General features: G+C 37.5%; 19 protein-coding genes. 10 read left to right on the top strand and 9 right to left on the bottom strand.

Annotation, left to right across the window (positions count from 1 at the left end):
- Positions 1–4: 4 nt before the first annotated feature.
- Genes plsX through yceD form a run of 3 tightly spaced genes read right to left on the bottom strand, consistent with a single transcriptional unit; the run spans position 5 to position 1,779 of the window.
- Complete coding sequence (gene plsX / locus AC27G3_RS10870; protein ID WP_487121466.1) at positions 5–1,024, bottom strand: phosphate acyltransferase PlsX; 1,020 nt, start codon at positions 1,022–1,024, stop codon at positions 5–7.
- Between the two features lie 24 nt (positions 1,025–1,048).
- Complete coding sequence (rpmF, locus tag AC27G3_RS10865) at positions 1,049–1,219, bottom strand: 50S ribosomal protein L32 (RefSeq protein ID WP_487121464.1); 171 nt, start codon at positions 1,217–1,219, stop codon at positions 1,049–1,051.
- 47 nt (positions 1,220–1,266) lie between these two features.
- A complete protein-coding gene (gene yceD / locus AC27G3_RS10860) occupies positions 1,267–1,779 on the bottom strand; it encodes a 23S rRNA accumulation protein YceD (RefSeq protein ID WP_487121462.1) in 513 nt (170 codons plus the stop codon).
- A gap of 149 nt (positions 1,780–1,928) precedes the next feature.
- On the opposite strand from yceD, the gene AC27G3_RS10855 reads away from it, so the two are divergent.
- Positions 1,929–2,525, top strand: coding sequence for a Maf family protein (locus tag AC27G3_RS10855; protein ID WP_487121460.1), 597 nt, complete (start codon positions 1,929–1,931; stop codon positions 2,523–2,525).
- A 75-nt stretch (positions 2,526–2,600) separates the two neighbouring features.
- Here the strand turns inward: AC27G3_RS10855 and AC27G3_RS10850 are convergent, their stop codons facing one another.
- Together AC27G3_RS10850 and rluC are read right to left on the bottom strand one after the other, a co-directional pair.
- Positions 2,601–3,251 (bottom strand): HAD family hydrolase, encoded by a 651-nt coding sequence (locus tag AC27G3_RS10850; protein ID WP_487121458.1) that lies wholly within the window; start codon positions 3,249–3,251, stop codon positions 2,601–2,603.
- The gene (rluC, locus tag AC27G3_RS10845; RefSeq protein WP_487121546.1) at positions 3,244–4,245 is read right to left on the bottom strand and encodes a 23S rRNA pseudouridine(955/2504/2580) synthase RluC; all 1,002 of its coding nucleotides are present in this window, start codon (positions 4,243–4,245) and stop codon (positions 3,244–3,246) included. Before rluC ends, AC27G3_RS10850 begins: the two co-directional genes overlap by 8 nt.
- Before the next feature lie 925 nt (positions 4,246–5,170).
- Here rluC and rne point away from each other — a divergent pair.
- On the top strand, positions 5,171–8,281 hold the full coding sequence (gene rne / locus AC27G3_RS10840; protein WP_487121456.1) for a ribonuclease E: 3,111 nt from the start codon (positions 5,171–5,173) through the stop codon (positions 8,279–8,281).
- 292 nt (positions 8,282–8,573) lie between these two features.
- On the opposite strand, the gene AC27G3_RS10835 is transcribed toward rne, so the two are convergent.
- The 3 genes from AC27G3_RS10835 to psrA form a co-directional block, all read right to left on the bottom strand.
- Positions 8,574–9,950, bottom strand: coding sequence for an SLC13 family permease (locus AC27G3_RS10835; RefSeq protein ID WP_487121454.1), 1,377 nt, complete (start codon positions 9,948–9,950; stop codon positions 8,574–8,576).
- A gap of 20 nt (positions 9,951–9,970) precedes the next feature.
- Entirely contained in the window at positions 9,971–10,996 is a 1,026-nt protein-coding gene (nagZ, locus tag AC27G3_RS10830; RefSeq protein ID WP_487121452.1) for a beta-N-acetylhexosaminidase, read from the bottom strand.
- A gap of 91 nt (positions 10,997–11,087) precedes the next feature.
- Positions 11,088–11,717 (bottom strand): TetR family transcriptional repressor PsrA, encoded by a 630-nt coding sequence (gene psrA, locus AC27G3_RS10825; protein WP_487121450.1) that lies wholly within the window; start codon positions 11,715–11,717, stop codon positions 11,088–11,090.
- 771 nt (positions 11,718–12,488) lie between these two features.
- Between psrA and AC27G3_RS10820 the strand changes: the two genes are divergently transcribed.
- Complete coding sequence (locus AC27G3_RS10820) at positions 12,489–14,333, top strand: M2 family metallopeptidase (RefSeq protein WP_487121448.1); 1,845 nt, start codon at positions 12,489–12,491, stop codon at positions 14,331–14,333.
- A 207-nt stretch (positions 14,334–14,540) separates the two neighbouring features.
- On the opposite strand, the gene AC27G3_RS10815 is transcribed toward AC27G3_RS10820, so the two are convergent.
- Positions 14,541–15,269 (bottom strand): hypothetical protein, encoded by a 729-nt coding sequence (locus tag AC27G3_RS10815; protein WP_487121446.1) that lies wholly within the window; start codon positions 15,267–15,269, stop codon positions 14,541–14,543.
- Positions 15,270–15,539: 270 nt separating this feature from the next.
- On the opposite strand from AC27G3_RS10815, the gene AC27G3_RS10810 reads away from it, so the two are divergent.
- From AC27G3_RS10810 to AC27G3_RS10780, 7 genes are all read left to right on the top strand, one after another.
- Positions 15,540–16,538 carry an AraC family transcriptional regulator gene (locus AC27G3_RS10810; RefSeq protein ID WP_487121444.1) on the top strand — a complete coding sequence of 333 codons (999 nt, stop codon included), beginning with the start codon at positions 15,540–15,542 and terminating at the stop codon, positions 16,536–16,538.
- Between the two features lie 171 nt (positions 16,539–16,709).
- Entirely contained in the window at positions 16,710–17,624 is a 915-nt protein-coding gene (locus AC27G3_RS10805; RefSeq protein WP_487121442.1) for a bile acid:sodium symporter family protein, read from the top strand.
- A 2-nt stretch (positions 17,625–17,626) separates the two neighbouring features.
- Positions 17,627–18,589 carry an NAD-dependent epimerase/dehydratase family protein gene (locus tag AC27G3_RS10800; RefSeq protein WP_487121440.1) on the top strand — a complete coding sequence of 321 codons (963 nt, stop codon included), beginning with the start codon at positions 17,627–17,629 and terminating at the stop codon, positions 18,587–18,589.
- The gene (locus AC27G3_RS10795; RefSeq protein WP_487121438.1) at positions 18,590–20,401 is read left to right on the top strand and encodes a Vgb family protein; all 1,812 of its coding nucleotides are present in this window, start codon (positions 18,590–18,592) and stop codon (positions 20,399–20,401) included.
- A gap of 1 nt (position 20,402) precedes the next feature.
- Positions 20,403–21,593 (top strand): MFS transporter, encoded by a 1,191-nt coding sequence (locus AC27G3_RS10790; RefSeq protein WP_487121436.1) that lies wholly within the window; start codon positions 20,403–20,405, stop codon positions 21,591–21,593.
- Positions 21,586–22,386, top strand: a complete 801-nt coding sequence (locus AC27G3_RS10785) for an SDR family oxidoreductase (RefSeq protein ID WP_487121434.1) — start codon at positions 21,586–21,588, stop codon at positions 22,384–22,386. The genes AC27G3_RS10790 and AC27G3_RS10785 overlap by 8 nt, the downstream gene beginning before the upstream one ends.
- A gap of 125 nt (positions 22,387–22,511) precedes the next feature.
- Complete coding sequence (locus AC27G3_RS10780) at positions 22,512–25,118, top strand: TonB-dependent receptor (RefSeq protein WP_487121432.1); 2,607 nt, start codon at positions 22,512–22,514, stop codon at positions 25,116–25,118.
- The last annotated feature ends 53 nt before the right edge of the window (positions 25,119–25,171 follow it).

The raw sequence follows: 25,171 nt of genomic DNA, 5'->3' as shown, positions 1-25,171 counted from the left end.
AAAATTATTCCAGTTTTGTTTTGATTCTTTCTGGAATTTGCCGCTCAACCTCTTTTGCAGCTTCAATTATAGCGGCAAAAAAAGCCTTAGAACTTGCATTACCATGGCTTTTTACCACAATACCGCGCAATCCTATCAAACTTGCACCGTTATACTGGTCGGGGTTCAGTGATTTGAAGAGTTTTTTTAGTGTGGGTTTTAACAAAACACCTAATATTTTGGCTAAAACGTTATATTGACCATTTTGTTGGAAAAAAGCTTTCGATTTTTCATACACTAACCGAGCGACTCCTTCACACGTTTTTAGTGCAACATTGCCAACAAAACCGTCACAAACAATAACATCAGCCTTATTCGAAAAAATATCGCTGCCTTCAATAAAACCGACATAATTGATATCTTCATTTTCTGCGAGTTGTGTTGCTGTTTGTTTAATATGATCGCTCCCTTTAATATCTTCCACTCCCATATTTAATAACGCAACTCGAGGCTTAGATACTTCATCAACATACTCAGCCATTACCGAGCCCATTATCGCGAATTGATACAAAACACTAGAATCGCAAAATACATTCGCACCTAAATCTAGCATAAATACATGTTTATCGCTGTCATGTGTTGGTAATGATGAAATTAGTGCTGGTCGTTCAACACCAGGGATTGTCTTAAGAACATAATGGGCGATTGAAAATAGCGCGCCAGTATTACCTGCGCTTACACAAGCTTGTGCTTTACCTTCTTTAACAAGATCAAGTGCTTTTCGCATAGACGAGTCTTTTTTACTGCGCATAGCAATAGAAGGTTTTTCATCCATTTCAACAATTTCTGTCGTTGGATGTATAGAAATTTGAGGATGTGGGAAAAAATTAAGCCGAGTTAATTCTTTAACAATGATTGCTTCATCACCACAAAGAATAAGGTGTAAATCAGGGGAGTGCTTTACTGCCATAACAGCAGAAGGGATCGTAATATGGGGGCCTTGGTCGCCCCCCATAATGTCTAACGATATAGTTAAACTAGTCATAACCTTTAAGTAATATTAAAAATATTACTTATTGATTACTTTAACACCTTTATAGTAGCCATCAGCTGTAATGTGATGACGACGGTGTGATTCACCTGATACTGGATCAGTTGATAAATGCTCTGCTGTTACTGCATCATGTGAACGGCGCATGCCACGTCTTGAGCGAGACTTTTTGCTTTTTTGAACTGCCATGAGTTACTCCTAAAATCGGTTATTATCTAAAACCCTAAGTAGATAAACTACTTGAGTTGTTTTAAAACATCAAATGGGTTTGGCTTTTCAAGCTCTTCAGGCAATTCACCCCAAACACTGTCAGCAGGTGCTTTACAGTCTTCTAGTTCATGCCTAGGAATTAATGGGATCATGAGGATTAACTCTTCTTCCACTAACTCACGCAAGTTCACTTCACCATTTTCATCTAATTCTATTACGTCATAATATGACGGAATTTCTTCAGCAGCTTCAGCATTTTTTGCAGGACTAAAAGTAAAATCTACTTCAAGTAATTGCTCAAAATCTTCTGTGCACCGCTGACAAGTAAATGCTACTAATGCCGAGCCCGTACCTGTCATTACTGTCAGACCACGTTCATCCACATCAAACTTAACTTTTACTTGTACTTGCTCGCTACGTGCTTCACAAGCAGCAAGCAATCTAGTCATTTCCGATAATTTAAATACACCTTCGCACACAAGTCTGCGCTGTGCACTACGAAATGGATTAATAGTTATCGGAAGCTTAAGATTTTTCATAAGGCGCGCATAATAATGTGCCTGCTCGCAAGTGTCAAAAGAAATTGCCTCTTTTGTTTAAAAAACTAAGTATAATGCATTTAAAAGCGAAAGATTGACCCAATAATAGCTTTTATTGATTATTTTTGTCTCACCTTGGATCTACATCTATGCAAACTTTAGTTTTAGGCTCTACATCTATTTTCAGAAAAATGATACTAGATAAACTCAATCTACCTTTTGATTGTGCTAAACCCAATATTGATGAAACAGCCCTACCCGATGAAACACCTCAAGCATTAGTTGAGCGATTAGCTATTGAAAAAGCACAGGCTGTTGCTCCAGAATTTCCCAACGCACTGATTATAGGATCAGATCAAGTAGCGGTCTGTGAAGATGAAATATTAGGTAAGCCTCATAATTTTGAAAACGGCGTTAAACAACTGACCAAATTCAGTAATAAGTCTGTCACATTTTACACTGGACTTTGTGTTTATAACAGCGCAACTAAACAAAGTTACTCATTAGTAGAACCATTTATAGTTCATTTTAATCCTTTAACGCTTAGTGAAATTGAAAATTACCTACAAGCTGAACAGCCTTATAATTGTGCAGGTAGTTTTAAAAGTGAAGGTTTGGGCATTTGTTTGTTTAAAAAGCTTGAAGGTGATGATCCTAACACTTTAATAGGTTTACCATTAATTAAATTAGTTAGCCTATTAAAGCAACAAGGGTTAGATGTACTTAATGAACAACCTGATCACTAACTAATCACTTCCTATATAACAACGAGTAGTTAAATAAATAAGGGTAACTATTTTAACCACTTTTTTAACGGCTCGTTATTTTATAAGTAACTGGTGTAATTCAGCTAACGAGTCGACAATAGCGCGAGGTTGGTACTGCGACAATATACTATGATCGTGAACACCAAAAGTTACGCCTATGCGATCAACCCCAGCACGTTGAGCCATTTCCATATCAAAACAGGTGTCGCCAATCATAACAGCTTCATGGGTTTGAATATTAAGCTGCGCAAGTAAACTATTAATCATGTCAGGATCTGGTTTAGAGATACTTTCATCTGCACACCGAGAGGCATGAAAAAAATGAGCGGTATCACTTAGCTGCCACACGCGTTGCAAACCTTCCCTAGCCTTACCTGTAGCAACTGCTAATAACTTATTATTACTTTTTAAGTCAGACAATAAGTTAACAGCATTGTCAAACATTGGTGTAGCGGTAGTATTCACTGTCAAAAAATGATGCTTATAGTGCTTTACTAATAGTGCTTCTTGCTCGCTATCACATTGAGGAAATAAAACCCGCATTGCCTTAGGCAAGCTTAACCCAATAATTTGTTTCGCTTGTTCAAAAGTAGGTGGTTCTATATTCATCAACTTAGCAGTGGCTTGCATTGATGAGACAATACAAGCGACAGAGTCCATTAAAGTACCGTCCCAATCAAAAATCACGAGCTTATAATTATGCACTTTTGGTTAACCTTTTTAATAGTTTCTCTAACGATGGCTCTAGTGGAGCTTCAATTTTTATTCGCTCTTCAGATAACGGATGAGTAAATTCAATACTCGCAGCATGTAAAAACAAACGCTTTAAGCCTTTTTCTTTCATTTCGCTATCAAATTCTTCAAAGCCATACTTAGGATCGCAAGCAATGGCATGCCCCTTGACTTGGCAGTGAACCCTAATTTGATGTGTACGTCCGGTTACAGGAAATGCTCTGACTAACGTTGCATTCTCATAGTTTTGAATAATTTTAAAGCGAGTCTCAGACTCTTTACCGTTTATATTATCTGCGACAACAACACGCTCACCTGATTTTAAATCATTCTTCCTTAACCCTTCCGTCACTTTCGTTAACTTTGCCGGCCAACGACCTTTGACAAGAGCATGGTAATATTTTTGTACGTTTTTACTACGTAACTGCTCGTGAAGGTGACGCAATGCTGAGCGCTTTTTAGCGACCACTAAACAGCCCGAAGTATCCCTGTCTAACCGGTGAACTAACTCTAACATTCGTGCATCAGGCCTTAAGGCTCTTAATGCTTCAATTAAACCAAAGCTCAAACCACTGCCACCATGAACAGCCATACCTGAAGGTTTACTAATGACAATTAAACGCTCATCTTCAAACAAAATTTGTTTTTCTAAATTAGCGACTATATTTAACCCTGTTGAAACTTCATCAGTTTTTTCAGAAATACGAATGGGTGCTACACGAACAACATCTTCATTAAGTAGCTTATAAATAGGTTTTATTCTTTTTTTATTAACGCGAATTTCACCTTTTCTCATTAAACGATATAAATGACTTTTAGGTACACCTTTTAATGTTCTCAATAAAAAATTATCAATTCTCTGGCCTGCATCTTCACTATCAATAGTGAAATATTTTACTTGAGGCTTCTCTTCAACCTTACCTGTGGACTTGTCTTCGGGAGCTTGTTTCTCCTTTGATTTGTTCACTTTAGCATTACTTGCAACGTCATCTGCCTTAGCGTTTTTAAACTGACTGCGCTTATCTTGAATTCCCGTTCTTGGTTTTGAATTCGAACGACCTTGCGCATTAGATTTAACGCTACTGCTAGTATTTCCTGTTTTATTTTTTTTAAACTTAACAGTAGATTTAGCATGGGATTTTTTTTGAGGCTTGTTTTGCGACATTATATTGGGCCTAGTTGGGGCTTTTTATGACTTTTTTATCGATAAAACAGTTTACCACACTTTAATTTGACTTTAATTACCTTTTATTTACCTTTTTAAGTAAAGAAAACTATATTTTCATTAGCTTATCTCCTGATTTAGTGGGATAATGTTGCGGCTATTGCTTTATGCATTTGCAATAGTAAAAGAAAAAAGAGGAAGCTTTAAAGAGAGACGTAAGAGACGAACTGCGGCCACTTAATATGCACAAATCTAGTTTTACGCTATACAAAATAGCTAGTTAAAACCTTCGTGACATATTTTTGGTACGGCCTATTGCAATAATTGATGTATGTAACTTGTCAATAATAACGCATAAACAGTTTGCCCAGCACCATAAAGCAATTTTGTAATTACACTTATTAAATAAATATTAACTAACAAATAACTGTTGAATTTAGTAAAAAGTAGACATAAAAACGTGTCACCTATTTTCAATTCATGTGTTTATTTAATAAGTATTGCACAGCACAACAGCTGAGCACATAAAGAAACAAATTCACTATAACGCACTAATAAAACGCATTATAGTTAAGAAAAACAATCAAAATTTATAACAGCTTATCGTGCATTACTGGTACGTTAAGATTGACATCCGTGAGGCTGACAAATTGCTGTTACCATAGCTAGAGATTGCTTTGTGTACTAAGCAAAGTGTGTTGTGACTAAAATATGAGTCGCACAAACTATGAAACGTATGTTAATAAACGCTACCCAATCAGAAGAATTGCGTGTAGCACTTGTTGATGGTCAAAAACTTTATGATTTAGATATCGAAAGTCCAGGTCACGAACAAAAAAAATCGAATATCTATAAAGCTAAAATCACCCGTATAGAGCCGTCTTTAGAAGCCGCTTTTGTTGATTACGGTGCTGAGCGTCACGGTTTCTTACCAATGAAAGAAATCGCTCGCGAATACTTTCCTAAAGGTTATACATTCCAAGGTCGTCCAAACATTAAAGAAGTGTTAAAGGAAGGCCAAGAAGTTATTGTACAAATTGATAAAGAAGAACGTGGCCAAAAAGGCGCTGCTTTAACAACTTTTATCAGTTTAGCCGGTAGTTATTTAGTATTAATGCCAAATAACCCTCGCGCAGGTGGTATCTCACGCCGCATCGAAGGCGATGAGCGTTCAGATCTTAAAGCCTCACTAAGCAAACTAGCACTACCAAAAGGCATGGGGTTAATTGTTCGAACTGCTGGTGTTGGTAAAGATTATGAAGAATTAGAGTGGGATTTAAGTGTTTTACTTCATCACTGGCAAGCTATTTCTGATGCTGCTGCAAGTACTGATGCTCCTGTATTAATTCACCAAGAAACCAATTTAATTTTACGTGCCATTCGAGATTACTTACGTCGCGATATCGGTGAAGTACTAATTGATCGCCCTAAAACATTTGAAAGCGTTAAAAAACATATTGAAATTGTACGCCCCGACTTTATCAGCAAAATTAAGCTGTATGATAATGACGTACCTATGTTTACCCATTATCAAATTGAAAGCCAAATAGAGTCAGCTTTTCAACGTGAAGTTCGTCTTCCTTCTGGTGGTTCAATCGTTATTGACCCAACAGAGGCAATGACATCAATCGATATTAACTCTGCTCGTGCAACTAAAGGCAGTGATATCGAAGAAACGGCCTTCAACACTAACCTAGAAGCAGCTGAAGAAATTGCTCGCCAATTACGTTTACGAGATTTAGGTGGTTTGGTGGTGATCGATTTTATCGATATGACACCTGTGCGCCATCAACGTGAAGTTGAAAACCGTATGCGCGACTCTGTACATCAAGATAGAGCTCGTATTCAATTAGGGCGTATTTCTCGCTTTGGTTTACTTGAAATGTCTCGTCAACGTCTTCGCCCTTCTATTGGCGAAACTAGTCAAGGTGTTTGTCCTCGATGTAGTGGTACAGGCCAAGTGCGTGGTGTTGAATCTTTAGCGTTATCTATTCTTCGTTTAATGGAAGAAGAAGCAATAAAAGAAAATACTCAACAAGTACAAGCACAAGTTCCAGTACCTGTTGCCACTTATTTATTAAATGAAAAACGTCGCTCAGTATTTCATATAGAAAAACATCACAGCGTTAAAGTATTGATTATACCTAATCCGCATATGTCTACTCCACAATATGAAGTAGTACGTATGAGAGCTGATGAATCTATGGTAGAAGCTAGTTATAGCGTACCAATTAAAGAAGCACAGCTTGAAGAAGCGGTAATGCCGAAGTTTGACCCTCAAGCAGCTAAACGTGTTGAACCTATCATTCAAGGAATGAGTGCGCCCAAACAAGCACCAGCAGCCACAAATGACAAAGCAGCACCTGTCACCAAAAAAGCAGAATCAAAAGGGTTAATTGCTTCAATTGGTCAATGGTTGAAAGGATTATTTATAACAGAAGAAGTTAAGGAAGAGGTTAAGAAAGAGCATAAACCACGCCCAAGACGTCAACAAGATAACCGTAATCGTAACCGTAAACCACGTCAATCACAGCGTAATAATCGTTCTGGTCAAGGTCAAGGCCAAAAATCAGAAGATAATAACGCACAGACAAACTCAAAAAACGATTCTCGTAATAATAACCGGAATAATAACCGTAACGATAAGCCTAAAAAGCCTGTTCATAAGAATGAAAACAAAGCGCAACAGCCTAAAGAAGAAAAAGTGGCGGTTCGTCGACAACGTCGAAATAACAGAAAAAATGTTCGCTTAAACGATGACAATAAGCCTGCTGCAAAAGTTGAAACAGTTAAGTCTTCAACTCAAGCACCTGTTACTGAACAAGCTGTAAACAAAGAAGTGAAGGTAACTGAGACAAGCAATACGGTTGAAGCTAATACACATAAACCTGAGCAAGAGAAACGTGAAGAGCGTCCGAGAAATCGCCGTTCTCCTCGTCATTTAAGATCTCGTCGTCGCAACAACAACGATGGAGATAAAAATAATTCAGCGAATGTTTCTTCTGAGATAACGAGTGATCCTATAGAGTCTCGTTACCCAGAACAAGAGAATGTACAGCAAGAAAATACACAAAAAGTTGCGCAAGTAAAAGAAACGGCCAAACAAGAAATTCAGCAAGACTTACCTTTTGATGAAGTGGCTGAAACACCTGCTGCTCCAGTTAAGCCTGAAGTAGAAGTTGAAACTAAAGCAGAAGTGCCTGCTGAAATTAAATCTGAACCTAAAACTGAAACAAAATCAGAAGAAGTGCCTACTGCGCCTGTTGAAGTTGAAGTAAAAGCAGAAGAAGTTCCTGCTGCTCCTGTTAAAGCTGAAGTTAAAACAGAAGGTAAAGAAGCACCAGTAGCTCCTGTTGAACTTGAAACTCAAGCGAAAGCAGAAGTTAAGCCTAAAGCAGAAATTAACACAGAAGAAATACCTGCTGTTCCTGCTGAAGAAGCGACTATCGCTCCTGTTGAAAATAATGCAGAAGTGAACGCTGAGCCTAAAGCTGAAACAAAAGTAGAGCAAGCGCCTACTGCTCCTGTTGAAGCAGAAGTACCAGCTGAAACTGAAGCTGAAACTAAAACAGAAGAAGCTCCTAAAAAGGCAAAAAGAGTTGCAAAACCTAAAGTAGTTAATGGCAAAGTAAAAGTTAAGAAATCAACTCAAGCAAGCCAAATGGGTAGAGCTTCAGCAGCAATGACTAAACCGGAAACGATATCAACAATTAATGATATTCCAACGGCTTTTATCGCGACTGAAAACAGACCAGCACATGCAGTATCGGGTAAAGCTGCAATCACTGCAGATGCAGTCAGTAGAAGCTCAGCAGGTCCTACTAAGCCGACGCTGTAAATTGTTTTAAACTCGTTATACAAAACAAAAAACCTGCAATTGCAGGTTTTTTTTTGTTTACTATTTAACCTGAACTCGGTTTAATAGATAGTTAACAGTTTGAAAAATAGGTAAATAATTATTTTACTCCACTCTAGCTTGATAGTTTTTCTTAATTCAAGGCAAATTTCGCGTCAATAGCTGGCCTATTGCAAGAAATTTAACGAAGAAGTAAGGAACAATAACTGCTAGAGAAATATTTGTTAAGCCGAGCTCAGGTTCTTTAGCAAGTTAACTTTATTTTTTCCTGATCTTATATGAGTAACGCAAAACAAACGACACCAACCACACACGAGATAAGAAAACTTAATACAGCCCCCTCTTTTACCATTTCCTGTATTTCTACTTCACCTGTACCATAAGCAATTGCATTAGGCGCAGTAGCAACTGGTAGCATAAATGCACAACTAGCGCACATAGCAGCAGGAATCATAAATATCATAGGATCGTAACCAGATGCTGTTGCGGCAACGGCTAGAATAGGCATCAGCAGAGTCGCTGTCGCCGTATTACTGGTTATTTCTGTTAAATAAGTAACAACTAAACAAATAGTTAGAATCATTAAAATAACAGGTAAATTAGCTAAAGAAGTTAACCAGTCACCTAATAAAACACTTAAACCTGAAGCAACAAACCCTTTGGCGATAGCAATCCCTCCAGCAAACAACAGTAGCATATCCCACGGGATTGATTTTGCTGTTGACCAATCAAGTAATCTACCTCCTTTACCATTTGAAACAATAAACATAACCACGACAGCAAACAAAGCGACCGTACTGTCGCCAGCAATAGATACATCAAAAAAACCACTCCATCCACCAAAGGGTTCGTTACGAAAAATCCAAGCAAGTGCCGTTAAACCAAACACAATTAATGTTCGTTTTTCTTCAATTCGCCAGTTACCTAACTTAGGTATTTCAATATCATGTTCAAGTTTTACGTGTCTTGTTAACCATAATGCCATGATAGGCAACGAAATTAAGACAGCTGGTACACCAATTTTCATCCAAGCTAAAAAGCCAAACTCTCGCCCTGTTTGTTCTTCATAAATAGCCATAAAAATAACATTCGGTGGCGTACCTATTAGTGTACCTATACCGCCAACACTCGAGGCATAAGCAATACCTAATATAAGAGCAACTTTTAATTTAGGGTTATCAACATGGCTTAAAATAGCCAAAGCCATAGGTAGCATAATTAAGGTGGTCGCTGTGTTGGAGATCCACATACTTAAAAACCCAGCTGCTAACATAAAGCCAAACACTAACCGGCTACCACTAGAGACGCCAACCATCCTTACCATATAAACGGCAAGTCGTTCGTGTGCACCACTTTTTTCCAATGCTTTTGACAACATAAAAGCCCCCATCAATAGTAAAATAACATGACTACCTAAAGAAGAAGCGACAGTTTTATGATCAACAATGCCAAATAAAGGCAATAAAGCGAATGGAACTAATGAGGTAGCAGGGATAGGAATAGCTTCAGTGACCCACCAAATAACCGTTAATATTGTAATACTTGCAGCAATTGCAGCTTTGATATCTAAGCCCAAATAAGTAAGCAAAAAATAACACAACATCGCGATTAAAGGCCCAATGCCAATAAAATGTTGTCTAGTGAGTGACATAAGTAAGACCTTTTATTTTTTTATTCTTTTGCTCTCGTAACTTGTTCAATATAATCTCGCGAGGTGTTCCATAACGAATGTTCAGATAAATTTTTCAACGTTAGATCCGAGGTTTTTAATAACCTCTTCAAACGTTCACTGCTTTGTTGTACTACTTTAATATTAGCATTATCAATAACATCGATTGCACCAGCACGATTATTACAAGTAAGTAACATGTCACAACCTGCTTGAAAAGCCGCTTCTGCTCGCTCAATATAACCGCCAACACAAGCTGCTCCTTCCATTGACAGATCATCGCTGAAAATCACACCTTCAAAACCTAAATCCTTTCTTAGAATTTGTTGTAACCACAAAGAAGAAAAACCAACGGCTTGCTCGTCCACTTCAGTAAAAATCACATGAGCAGGCATTAATGCGGCTAACGCGTTCTGAGTAATCAACTTTTTAAAGGGAACTAAATCATGATCAAAAATGGTTGACTGACTACGCCCATCAAAAGGTAAAGCAAGATGAGAATCTTCTTTTACGCTGCCATGACCTGGAAAATGTTTACCTGTTGCTAGCATACCTGCAGCGTTCATTCCTTGGATAAAAGCAGCGGCCAGTAGTGCGACTTGTTCTGGCTCTGCATGAAACGCGCGATCACCGATAACATCACTAATACCATTAATATCAAGCACAGGTGCAAAACTTATATCAATACCAACGGCTTGAACTTCAAGCGCCATTAACGCACCACAGTGATATGATAAAACTTTAGCCTTTTCAATATTTTGATGAGTTAAATCGAGAAGGCTTCCCATTGCAGGGATTTTACTAAAACCTTCTCTAAAACGTTGTACACGACCACCTTCGTGATCAACAGCAATTAAAATATCATTGCCAGCGCATTTTTTAATTGACTGAGTTAACGAGGAGATTTGATCAGGAGATTCATAATTGCGGGTAAATAAAATTAACCCGCCAACAAGAGGATGTTCAAGAAGATCTTTATCTTCTTCAGTAAGTGATGTGCCTTGCACATCAAGCATTATAGGACCCATAGCAACACAAATTTAGAAAACAAGGCTGCTACTGTAACCAATTCCCCCTTATTTACAAAGGAGTATTTATGGCTTTATGTGTGGCAGGTAACTAACTTTTAATAATTGGAGCACCAACACCAGCAGCAACATATGGGATAACTTGTTTAATAACGCCTGAAATATCAATATCTCGGTTAAAATCACTCGCTGCAATATCAATTAACGCATCGCTTGAAGACATGGTAAAAACGATGGTTCCCATGGTAAAGTGCAAACGCCAAAACATTTCTTCAGCACTCAACTCGGGATAAGCTTTCTTTACCGCATTAGTAAAATTATCAAAAACATTTGGGTATTGTGTTGTTAAAAACCAACGTAAAAACCCTTGACTATCAGTATAACCACGACCTAATAACTGCAAAAATGTGCTAGTGCCATTTTCTTTAAATTCATTTAACGAAAGTAAAGGATCTACAAAAGCAAAAAACACGTCTTCAAGACTAATATCAGAATCTTGTGAGCACAAATTGATAAGCGACAATTCTAGCTTTGGCGATAACTCATTCATATAACGTGACATTACCGCTTTTATCAGTTCTTTTTTTGAGCCAAAATGATAATTAACAGCAGCTAAGTTAACTTCAGCTTGGCTGGTTATTTCTCTTAAAGATGTACCATTAAAGCCTTTATCAGCAAAGAACAACTCTGCCGCATCTAAAATTTTATCTTTTGTACTCATAATTGCCAGACTGCCTTCACTAAAATACTTAATTTAATGGATAAACGAACACACAGTTTAAACGTGCGTTTTAAAATAGCGCATTTTATCGAACAAGGTCAACAAATAAAAGGCGTGTAGGTAGAGTAATTAGTAATAAATAGTAATTTAAAATTCGAAAATTTATTTTGAAAAATTAAAAATCAGTAAAGGTGGTAAAAAAATTAAATTAATTTGAACTTTTTTTAAGCGATTACGTCTTATTAGTATTATGAAGCTTTTATGCTCCCTGCTCTGAGATCTGATCTGTCAATCAATCCAGAGTTTTTTTTTGGAAGAAATTTATTAAATACAGTCACATTAATTACAAATAATTACTATTTAACAACTAATTAACTACAGTAAATTATTGTTTTATTCGATACGATAATATCACTTTCAAAGCGATTATTTGTTAGTAATATTCATTTTTCCCTTCATGTTTTAGCTCAACTCCTTTTGGTTGAGCTTTTTTTTATTTAAATTTTATTTGTTTCGTTTTCTATACAAATTTACATAAGGATAAAATTTTCTATCAATTTTTTTATCCTTTATATTTGTACATAAATGACAAATCAATATACTAGGGTTTGTTGATCTTTCACGGTTGAATTTTGTTCAAGTTAAAAGCGATTTAATCACGGCGAGTAGTGTGCAGCCTAGTTACTCTAAGTAAGTACAAGCTCGAAAGTTCAACAGACCCTAAGCTCACCCATTTTTAATAAAAATAATCACCGACAAGTGAAGGACTCAATGACAGCATCATTTAAATTAACAGCAATTGCGCTACTTATTACAACGTCTTTATCGGCATGTAACCAAGAAGAAACAACAAAACAAGCGATAACTCAAGATAAGTCGGTAAGCCAATCCCTTACTGCTGAAGATGCCGCTGCATTTTTATCAGCAACAGAAAAAGAAATTGTTGCTTTAAATTTAGAAGGCAGTCGCGCTGAATGGATATATTCTAACTTTATTACAGAAGATACTTCTGCCCTTGCGGCCGCTGCTAGCCAAAAATCAACAGAGGCAGGTGTTCGTTTTGCAATGGAAGCCGCAAAATATGATCAAGTTAACGTATCTGCGGATCAACGTAGAAAACTAAACACATTAAAACAAAGTTTAGTGATGCCCGCGCCACAAGACAAAAAGAAATCTGCTGAGCTTGCTAATATTGGTTCAAAATTAGGTGGTATGTACGGCAAAGGTACATACACAACATCCACCGGAGAAACTCTCAGTTTAGGCGACATGACATCAACTATGGCAACTTCTCGTAACTACGATGAGTTACTTGAAATGTGGACGGGTTGGCGCACGATTAGCCCCGATATGAAGCCGTTGTTTACTCGACAAGCAGAATTAGGCAATGAAGGCGCTCAAGGCTTAGGCTATAAAGATTTAGGCGCTATGTGGCGCTCAAACTACGATATGCCCGCAGATGAGTTTGCCAGCGAACTCGATCGTTTATGGGGACAAGTTAAACCCTTATACGACGACCTACATTGTTATGTAAGAAGTGAATTATCAGAGGAGTACGGCGAAGATAAAGTGGCATTAGACAAACCGATTCCTGCACACTTACTCGGTAATATGTGGGCGCAATCTTGGGGAAATATTTATGATTTAGTTGCCCCTGAAGACGCCGACCCAGGTTACGATGTAACCAAGCAACTAGCTGCTCACGGTTATGATGAAATAAAAATGGTAAAAGGCGCAGAAACGTTTTTTACTTCATTAGGCTTTGAAGCATTACCAGAAACATTTTGGCAACGTTCTTTGTTCACTAAACCAGAAGATCGTGATGTTATTTGTCATGCTTCGGCTTGGGACTTAGACGCAAAAGATGATATTCGTATTAAAATGTGCATCCAAAAAACGGGTGAAGAATTTAACGTAATTCATCACGAATTAGGACACAACTTCTATCAACGCGCTTATAAAGACCAACCTGTTTACTTTCAAAATAGTGCCAATGACGGTTTCCATGAAGCCATTGGTGATACCATTGCTCTTTCAGTGACACCTAAATATTTAAAAGAAATTGGCTTAATTGATACTATTCCTGATGAATCTAAAGATATTGGTTTGTTATTGAAAATGGCATTAGAGAAAATTGCCTTTATTCCTTTTGGTTTAATGGTCGATCAATGGCGCTGGAAAGTTTACTCTGGCGAAGTAACACCAGAAAACTATAATAGTGCATGGTGGGAATTACGTGAAAAATATCAAGGCGTAACAGCCCCTGTAGCACGTGATGCAAATGCCTTCGATCCAGGGGCAAAATATCATGTACCAGGTGGCGTTCCATATTCTCGTTACTTTTTAGCACACATTCAACAATTTGAGTTTCATAAAGCATTATGTGAAATTTCAGGAAATACCGACCCTATTCATCGCTGTTCAATTTACAATAGCAAAGAAGCAGGAACGGCGCTTAACACTATGTTAGAAATGGGCTCTAGTAAGCCTTGGCAACAAGCCTATAAAGAATTAACAGGCACTGAAAAAATGGATGCTACAGCAGTGTTAGACTACTTTGCACCATTACAAACTTGGTTAAAAGATAAAAACCAAGGTAAACAGTGTGGTTTTTAGTAAAAAAACCGAGTTAGATCACTTAGTTTGATCACTGAGTAATATCGTCGTGTTCTTTAACTCAGAAAAGCAAAAAATAAAGGCTTAGCGATTTCATCACTAAGCCTTTTTGTTATGCCCAATCAAAGCCTGATTAATCTATAAATTGAATAACACCACACAGCAATAGATAAGGCGATGGTAATAAAATATCTCAAAAGTTTGAGTTTATTCAAATAATACCTGTATATAACGGTCAACTTTAGCGTTAGTCATACGTTTTTGTGATGTTTTATCTATAATTTCAAGAGCTTGGTACACTTTACTGATACCTACTTTGTCATCGATGGGAAGAATTTCAAATGAATCGGCATGTATCGTTTCTTTCAATGAAGATAACGCTAAAGACAATGAGTCCTTAAACTCTGGATTGTTTTTGGCGCTATCAATATCGGAAAGGATATCGTGCGCTGTTGTTAGCGCTTTTTTTAATGCTTCAATACTCTCGGGTTTATGATCGGGTTCATTATCAGATTCGTTGTCTGCTTTTATTTCATCAGAATCGACAGCTTCTAAACGACTAACAAAGTTGGCAGAAAAACTGGCTAACGTTTGACTATTTTCCTCAATATTAACAGCCGGTTCTGTTACGTCAGTATCGGTTAATCTATCGTAATCTTGCTTAGAAATTAGTCCTAACTCGTAAGCTCTATCTTTAAGTTGATTGACATTCTTAAAGTCCATTGCCCCATTATTGAAGAATTCAGTGCTAAGCGCATTTATTTTTTTAGAACGGCTACTTAAATACAAGTTTTCTTTACTGTTTGAAGCCGTTTCATCTACGATAACTTGTTTTTTATGAGCGCCTATAATCTCCTCAATCTCTGATGAATTAGAAGTTGACGTTGAAGAATTTAAAGCATAATTACCACTATAGGTATTAATGTTATTGATCATAATAAGCTCTTAATTAAGGTTTTCGTTAAATTGACGCTATGAAATCAAAGCAATTATTAAGCCGTTAGTAAAAAATTAGTATGGGTTTGTAATTAATTTACATCAAAAGCTAAAAATACATTTAATAAATCACATGAACGTGGCAAGTTATTGTTTAGTAGCGGCAATATTTACCTAGATATTCTTCATTAAGCTTATTTAAAATTAAATTAATAGGTAAATATTTAATGGATACACTACACATAAACAGTCATTAACATAGAGTTCAACATGCCTCAAATAACATTAGATACCATAAAGTCGTTTGTGAACTACTTAACCGTACAAGGTGTAAACCGCGAATTTTTATTAGCACACGTTAATTTAACCGAGCAACAACTTAATCAGTCTAACCAATTGATTACTACCGATTGCTATGAATTACTCTTTCAGTTGGCGGAAAAAGAATTAACGAATAGCGTGTTAGGTTTTGAGTTTGGTCAAGCGATTGAACCTGACCGATGGGGAATTCTAGGGTACATTGCTTACACAGCGCCAACGATTAAAGACGCATTAATGTGCCAACGAAAGTTTCAAACCCTAGTAGGTAATGTTGGTACCCCTTTACAGGAATTTCAACAAGAATCTATGGTATTAAAGTGGCTACCTGCCTACCCTTGTAGCCATCATATTGTTGAGGAAGTCATTACAGGATGGGCTGTTATGGCAAAAAGATTAACCAATAACAAGGTTCGCCCATTAACCGTCTACTTTAGTCATGCCTGCCAAAGTCAATCAGAGAAATATCAAACCTTTTTTGGTTGTGATGTTATTTTTAATAGTGATTTTAACGGTATTGCCATTCCTCAAGCGGTTTTAAATACCCCGTTGACTAAATATAATCCTGAATTGCATCAACTACTTTGTCAGCATGCAAACAAGATGATTAATAATTTAGTTGAAAAGTCGCCAGTTGAAATAATTACCCAATTTATTAGTAATCAATTACCACTTGGTGTACCTGAAATAGAAGATGCCGCGAGTAACTTACAAATGAGTGTGCGTACACTGCAACGAAAACTCAGTGAACATCAACTCACGTTTAGCGGACTTGTCGACAGTATCCGAAAAGAGCTAGCAATTAGTTACTTATGCAATACGAATACAAAAATCATTTATATTACACAAATGCTTGGTTTTTCAGAGCAAAGTGCTTTTCAGCGCGCATTTAAACGCTGGACACAGCAAACACCAAAACAATTTCGTGATAACAATGAAGTACTGCAATAACAATACGGTAAACTTGCTAAAACTTAGATAGATAGCTTTAAAAGGATATTAAACCGCATTAAATGTGCATTATGCCGCGTTAACTTTGCACGCCAATATTGTGGCACCTGATGTCATTACTTTCTTTTCACTCTACTCTATAGTCGAATGAATCAAAAAAATGGCGGGTTTATGGAAATAGGTCAAATTTATTATAATGCGAATAGTCAATGGTTGCTCAGCATAGTGCTAGCAAGCATGATTCTTGGTATTGCTCTTGATATTCATTGGCGAGATTTTAAAGCCATCGCTAAAATGCCTAAAGCGATATTAGCGGGGCTAAGCGCACAATTTATCGCCTTACCTGCTGTTACCACAGGTTTAACCTTATTATTAAATATGCCCGCTGGTATTGAGTTGGGGATGATTCTTGTTGCTTCTTGTCCGGGCGGCGCCATTTCAAATTTTGTTACCCATTTATCAAAAGGCAACACTGCACTGTCAATTTCAATGACGGCAGCCTCAAGCGCACTAGCAACCGTTATGTTGCCCATTAACTTTGTTTTTTGGTCACAAGTAAACCCTGACACAGCCTCATTAATGACCGCTATTGATGTTAGCAGTACCGCACTATTTTTAAATTTACTGTGGGTACTTGCACTACCGTTATTTTTAGGTTTGTTTATTCAACAGCAATGGCCGTCATTAGCAAAGTCGCTACATAAACTTTTAAAATACAGCAGTATTTTAGCTTTATTTGCCTTTATTTTTATTGCCATTTACCGAAACCAAGAAGCTTTCCTTTCTCATTTAAGTCTAATTTTTACCATCGTACTTATACATAACGCGATTGCTTTGCTACTTGGTTTTTTGGCAGGAAAATATGCAAAACTAACGATTAGAGATATAAAAGCCACCACTATAGAAGTGGGCATGCAAAACTCTTCTCTCGCTATCGCTATTGTTTTTACTCAATTTAATGGTCAAGCAGGTATGGCACTAATTTGTGCATTTTGGGGCACATGGCATATAGCCTCAGGCTTAATTATTGCGTTTATCTTTAATCAATGGGGTAAAGAAACCTCTAATGTAGTTGGTGAGAATTAAGCATGAAAATACTTGTTACCGGAGCGGCAGGCAGTTTAGGTCGTAAATTAATAGAAAAGCTTATCACCAATGAAAACGTGACTGTTTTTGCTACTGATATTAAGCCTAACCCTTTTACCGCACTATCAACTAATAGTAAGGCTACGTTAGCTTACCAAGCCTTTGATTTATGCTCTCCTGAGTTTACTCAATGGGTTGAAGAAATTTCTCCAAATAAAATTGTGCATTTAGCGTCAATCTTACAAATTTCTGCACGTATCACACGAGAGATGGCGTATAAAGTTGATGTAACCGCTACCGAAAAATTATTAGCAACAAGTATTAAGCTTGGCGTTGAAAAGTTTATCGTTACTACCAGTGGTGCTGCCTACGGATACTACCCTGAAAATATCAATGAAATATCAGAAGATCGCCCAACCAAAGGTAATCAAGACTACTTTTATTCTGCTCATAAAGCAGAAGTTGAACAGGTTATGGCGACTTATCGTGATAAGCACCCAGAATTGAAACAAATAGTATTTCGCCCTGGCACTATATTAGGTCCTGATTTTGAAGGCCCTATTGTCAATTTTTTTGAGCAAAAGATAATTACAGGTGTTTTAGGATACCCAGGACCGTTTAATTTTATTTGGTCAGAGGATGTTGTTGATTACCTTATCGAAGGTTTAAAAAGCGATATTACAGGGCAATTTAATATCGCAGGTGATGGCACATTAACCGTTAAAAAAATTGCGCAAATTCTTGAAAAAACTTATCTGCCCCTACCTGCTCTGTTAATTCAAGCAATACTCGCTGTTGGTAAACCTTTACGTTTAACGCAGTATGGGCCTGAACAAGTCAAATTTATTAAATATCGTCCGGTATTAAGCAATAAAAAACTTAAAACAACCTTTAAACACCAACCCAGATTTACCAGCCTTCAAGCGCTTTCGCAGTTTTTAGCCTATCAAAAAAGAGAAGCCTAAATGAGAACCCTACTTTTTAACTTAGCCATAATCGCCTTAACAAGCTCAGTGCAAGCAAAAACAATTACTGTAACCAATGAATCAGGCCAACCATTAGCCAATGTGATGGTGATGCAAGTTCCTGTTCAAGGTCATACTCTAGATATTTCTGATCAAGGATACCCACCAGAACATATTACTAATATTTCTGATGCTGGCGTCACTTTATTTACCAATAACAAAGGTCAGGTAAGTTTTGAAAAATATAACAATGAAAGTGTCAGAGTTAGATTAAGAAAACCTGATTTTGCTGACCAAACGTTTGTATTAAAAGCAAATGAAAATAAAACACTCATGATGGCTTTAATTACGGATCCGTTAGCACTAGCGGAATCACGTCCGGCCAATACATGGTTGTCTGCTTTAAACTTAAACAATGATGAAAAGCTTAAACAAAAATATGTCACCCAATGTGGATTCTGTCATCAACAAGGTTCACATTTTTTTCGCCGCCCAAGAACAGAAGAAGCGTGGGAAGATATCATTTACCGCATGATTGGTTATGGCTCTCGATTACATGACCAAGCGCAGGAAGACTTGCCTAAGTTACTATCACAAGAATATGGCCGTTTATACAATAACCCTGACGTTATTCCAACAAGTACTCCTTGGGATAACAACTTGCAACAAACTAAAATTACCGAGTGGCCAATTGGTGATGCATTCTCGCAAATGCATGACTTGTTATATCACTCCAATGGTTTGGTGTATGTTGGTGATAATTTACAAGACCGTTTATATGAAATTAACCCAGAAAATGGTGAATACAAGGTATTTAAGTTAAAACGTGAAGCTTCTGACGAACATGGTGGATTAATGGCAAGACGTTTAAGCTCCTTCCCTAAACATGAAGCTTTTGCTGGTATCCACTCGTTGGCTGAATCTAAAAAAGATGGCCACATTTTTATTACTACTTCATATCAACAGCGCCTTGTTGAGTTTAACCCAACAACAAAAGAGTTTACCAATCATGCAATGGATGATGGTTATTACCCTCACACTATTCGTGTAGATAATAAAGATCGCGTTTGGTTTACCATGGCATTGTCTAACCAAATTGCAATGTTTGATCGAGTTAGTAAAGAATTTACCATGTTCGATTTGCCCAACAGAAGTGCACGTGAAGGCGTTACTGTGTCGGCAATGGGCGTCATTCTCACCTTAATTGATTGGGGATTACCGCTAGCAAACTGGTTCTCTATAGACGAACAATCAACAGGTTTGCCGCTACCTTATGGTATTGACATCACGCCAAATGGTGACGTCTGGTTTGCGCGCCTGCACGCAGATTCCATTGGAAAAATAGACGCTAAAACATTAGAAGTGACTATGATAGACACCCCTTTTGCTGGTCCTCGTCGCCTAAGAAGTGATGCCAATGGCAACTTATGGATTGCCTCATTTCCAGAATCGATGATTGTAAAATACGATCCTAAAGCACAATCGTTCACTAATTATCCTTTACCTGTTTATCCTTTGGGAAGCGAATCACCTTATTCATTAAATGTGGATTTACTTCGAAATACGGTATGGGTAAATGGCAATACCTCAGATGCTTTATACAGTTATAATATTACAGAAGACAAATGGCAACATTATCCACTACCTAAGCGCGTTTCTTTTACACGTGATGTAGAAATTGCGCCCAATGGAGATGTTTATACTACCAATTCTAGCTTTCCAAGCTGGCATATTGAAGATGGACAACCAACGCTCATTCGGATTGAGCAAAACTTAACACCCGAAAATGAACAGTTGAAAGAGGCTAAATAACTTGGCTTTACCTGCATTTCTTTGTTCATGCTTAATGGCTTTTATTGCCGGACATATTGTCAATTACAGCATAATATTTTTGGCCTTAGAGTGGTTTAATTCCCACTCTTTAGCAGGGATAGGTTATGGTTTATGCTTTGGACCACCACTTATTCTCGGTTGGTTTGCCGGTGTTTTTTGTGATCGCTATTCACCAAGAAAAGTTATTTTAGTTGCGCAAAATAGCTTCTTTATTAGCATTGCTTTACTCTACATTGCGACTAACTCGTCCACAGAACAACAACAAACCTTACTATTATTTGCTGCGTTGTTTTCTGGCATTGGCTGGTCTTTTGTTGCACCAGCGCGTTTTGCAACTTTACCTTATTATGTTAACGCTAAAAAACTAGCAGGCGCTGCCATAGCCTTAAATTTAATGGTAATGACTGGCTTTGGCTTAGCACCATTAATCATTAAACAAGTTCAAGTAACGTTTGACTGGCAAATCGTTTTACTTTGTGCTGCAACTTTATTTGCTTGCTCTAGTGCTATTTTACTGCCATTACGTTTTTCATTTTTACCAAAAGCGCCTGAAAAAGCGATCCAAGAAATTAAAAACAGTTTTTACTTTATTAAACAAACCCCCATCATCATTCACCTATTATTATTGTCAACTCTCGTTTATTTAATGATGGGACCTATGCAAGTTATTTTTCCCACTATTGCGAAAGAAACATTACAGTTAAGTGAAGCAGGACAAGGCTATTACTTAAGTTTAATCGCCCTCGGATTAATTGTAGGTGGTGTTATTGCCATGGCGCTAAAAAATCAAGGTCGTGTTGGGCTTGTATTGTTAGTAGCTATTATTATAGCTGGCATTGGTATAGGTTTGGTTGGCAGTGAAACACAACTAGTCGTTTCAATTATATTATTGTGCCTAACCGCAATAAGTGGTGGTGTTGCCGTAAGCTTTATTGTCGCGGGCTTGCAAAGCTTTTCAGCCAGCCAATATCGCGGCAGAATTATGAGTTTTTATAGTATTATTAGCCAAGTGATCCCTGCGCTTAGTGGTATAACAGTGGGCATAATCGCTCAAGCAACCTCCCCTGCAATTTCATTAAAAATTATTGCTAGCATTATTATCATTGGCACCTTAGCGAGTGCAATACTGCTGAGAAATATTCGTCAACTGAGTAACTTTTCAAATGAATAACGTTTCTAATCACTTTTTTACTAATAAGACCATAGTCATTACCGGTGGAGCTGGTGGCTTGGGAACAGCGTTAATTGATCAATTATTAGTGCAAGGTGCGAATGTAGCAGCCTTAGATCTTAATGTTGATACCTTAACCTCTACCAATAATTTATTACCTATTGCGATTGATATCACGAATAAAAATGCATTAGAACAAGCAATATCACAAGTGATAACGACCTTTAGTCAAATAGATATTTTAATCAATAACGCAGGGATTACTCACATGAGTACTTTCAAACAAACCTCTGCAGAACATTTTGACGCGATTATGGCAGTTAACTTTAGTGCGAGTGTAAGTATCACTCGATTGTGTCTACCTTATTTATGCAAGCAACAAGGTCAAATCGTTGCTATATCAAGTGTTGCGGGATATGCCCCTTTATATGGGCGCTCTGCTTACAGTGCTAGCAAACATGCCATGGAAGGCTTTTTTCAATCGCTTGCTTGTGAAATAGTTGATGATGACGTTTCGGTATTAGTGGTATGCCCTTCGTTTGTAAAGTCTCGCCCTGAATTAAAAGCCAATGTTAATGGCGGCTTATCTTCTCCTGGAGCCCTGAAAAAAAACACCAATGGTGAACAGCTCTCACCGACTGATGCAGCAAACCAAATTATTAGAGCCGTTGCTGATAAGAAACAGAAGTTATACTTAGGAAAAGTTTCCAAAATTGCCTTTTGGTTAAATGCTTTAGTTCCTAATATTTATAGAAAAATCATGATAAAAAGTGCGAAAGAAGAATTTACTTAACAAAAACCGAAATCCTATTGTACTATTGTGCAAATAGAAAAAAAATCCAATAAAAATAAGCTGAATAACAATCAGTACCTAAATAATAAATATACAACAAGACACTCGATGTATGAGGAACAAAAATGAAGCAGTTTAAAAACAAAAACAATCCCCTTTCTCCACAAAAGAATTTGATCACTAAAGCGTTAATGGCGAGCATCGCTATTATGCCTTTATGGGTTCAAGCATTTGAAGAAAATACTGAAGAAAAAGAAGCCAATGTAGAAGTACTCACCGTAACTTCTCAAAAGCGGGTGCAAAACATTTTAAAGGTACCAGTAACTGTGGGGGCAGTGACTGGCGACTTAATTGAAGAAAGTGGTGATGTTTTACTGAGCGATCTTGATAAATTTATTCCGGGTTTTGAGTTTGGTGACGGCACCATGACCCAAGATGGTATAACCATGCGCGGTATTTCAAGCCCTGGTATTAGTGTTGGAGGCGATCCATCTTCTGCTTCGTTTTTTGACGATGTTTACATGCCTCAAGCTGCTCACAACGTTATGTTTTCAGATATTGCTCGCGTAGAAGTATTAAAAGGCCCACAAGGTACGCTGTTTGGTCGAAACGCTGCTATGGGTGTAGTCAGTGTTATTCCTAACAGCCCAATCGAAGATTTTGAAGGCTTTATTAAAGGCACCTTAGGCACAGACAATTTACAACGCTACGAAGGTATGATTAATATTCCTATCACCGACAGTGTTTATATCCGTGCAAATTACATGAATACTGCACAAGATGGCATTGTTGAAAACGTTGCGCGACCAGAATGGAATCAGGGCGAGAAAATATGGGATTTAGGTGCTGTACAACATCAATCCGCACGAGTTTCTTTATTATGGGATATTTCATCTTCTACAGACTTCCAAATTTCTTACGATTGGGACGACTTAAATCAAGCGCCTTCTATGGCTGTAGGTATTAGTGAATATGCTTATGGTGGCGGTAATGATCCCTTTGCCTCAAAAGCTGAAAATGATGTAAACGATGGCGTAGAAACTCGCGATATGTATGGCGTAATAGCTAAATTAAATCATGAATTTAACAATGAATTTTCAATGAAATACATTGCTAGTTATCGTGAATGGGAAACTTACAATCGTCAAGATGAAGATGGCACGGGCGACATCACACGTTACTTTGACACTGTCAATAATGAAGACTCTAATATTATGTATACCGAGCTTCAATTTAACTATATAACTGACAAAGTGAATGCTGTTGCTGGCTTTTCATACTCGCAAGAGTCGGTCAACCAAATTACTTGGTTAACACCAACAGCTGACAGTGCGGCAAGATTAGTTACAGGTGAATTAAACAATACCATTAAAGCAGGTGTCGCTGATCAAGTTGCTTCACAAATTGGCGGTTATACGGATGAAGCTGCTGCAGCAGCTTTTGGACCGGGCGTTACCTTTGAAGGTGCTGTTGATACGCTTTATGAAGTGAATGGTTTTCCGTTGGATCATATATGGAACCCTGATCAATGGGCAAATGCACTTAATGGTTTAGGCTTTGCAGATCCGATCATGGCTGCTCTTGGTATGCCAGGTATGCCACTTACTGGCGATATTGTTAGTGCTACTGGTGATGCAACTTATGATATTGTTGCTAACCAAATGAATTTCCAAGAGATATTTGGTCCAAGCTACACAGGTCAATTCTGGCGTGAAAGTATTACCAATCATGGAGACTTCACTAACTGGGGAATTTATGCCGATGTTGATTATTCAGTAACTGACAAATGGAATATTATTGGTGGTTTACGTTATTCAAAAGACGAGAAAGATTTCTCTTGGTATATCCCAGTAACTGAGTTTGCTCAAGTACGTCCAGGTGTAAACAACTTAATATTTCCTCAAGCAGATATGACGACATCTGACTCATGGGATCAAATTACAGGCCGTTTAGTTACCAGTTACCAAGTAACAGACGATCAAATGATTTTCGCTTCATACTCAACAGGTTATAAATCTGGTGGCTTTGATTCGTTAACGCCAAGTTTAATAGCTTTCGAACCAGAAGAAACCACTAACTTTGAAATAGGTTATAAAGGAATTTTATGGGATCAAGTGGTTGCTAATATTAGTGTTTACTCGCTTGAATTAACGGATCTACAAACAGCAATTAGCTCTAAACCGCCAGGTTCATTGCAAGCAGTTCCTACTATTATGAATGAAGATCGCGACATAACAGGTTTAGAATTAGATCTTCGTTGGAATGTAAGCGACAACCTTACCCTTGGTATTGTCAGTGAAATAAGAAGTACGGATAGATTTACCCCTGATTTTTACAATGCAGAGGGTACGTTAATTGTTGCTCAAAAAACCACAACAGATGCCGCTCTTAATTATACTGCGACCATGGATTGGATTCTTGATATTGGTTTAGGTGATACCAACCTTCATGTTGATTATGTGTATGTTGAAAACCTTAATGCTCAAGAAGTTGGATTAGAAGAATACAAAAAACCAGTCGATTCTTACTTTATTGACAGAAAAGACTTAAATGCACGTTTTTCTTGGACTTCTCAAGATGCCGATTTCGAAATTGGTGTTTGGGGTAAAAACTTATTAGACAAACGTTACATGGTAGGTATCGGTGGTTACGCTGCTACTGAGCTAGGTGTGCCACATGGTCGAATTAACCGAGGCTTAGAGGCTGGTGTTGATTTTAAATACTCGTTCTAACGTAACTTTATAACCCGCAAAACATAAAAGTTAAAAAGCCTGATTAGTTCAGG

The sequence above is a fragment of the Colwellia sp. SU-HH01217 genome, assembly GCF_057543495.1.
This window is presented reverse-complemented; position numbering and strand designations above follow the sequence as displayed.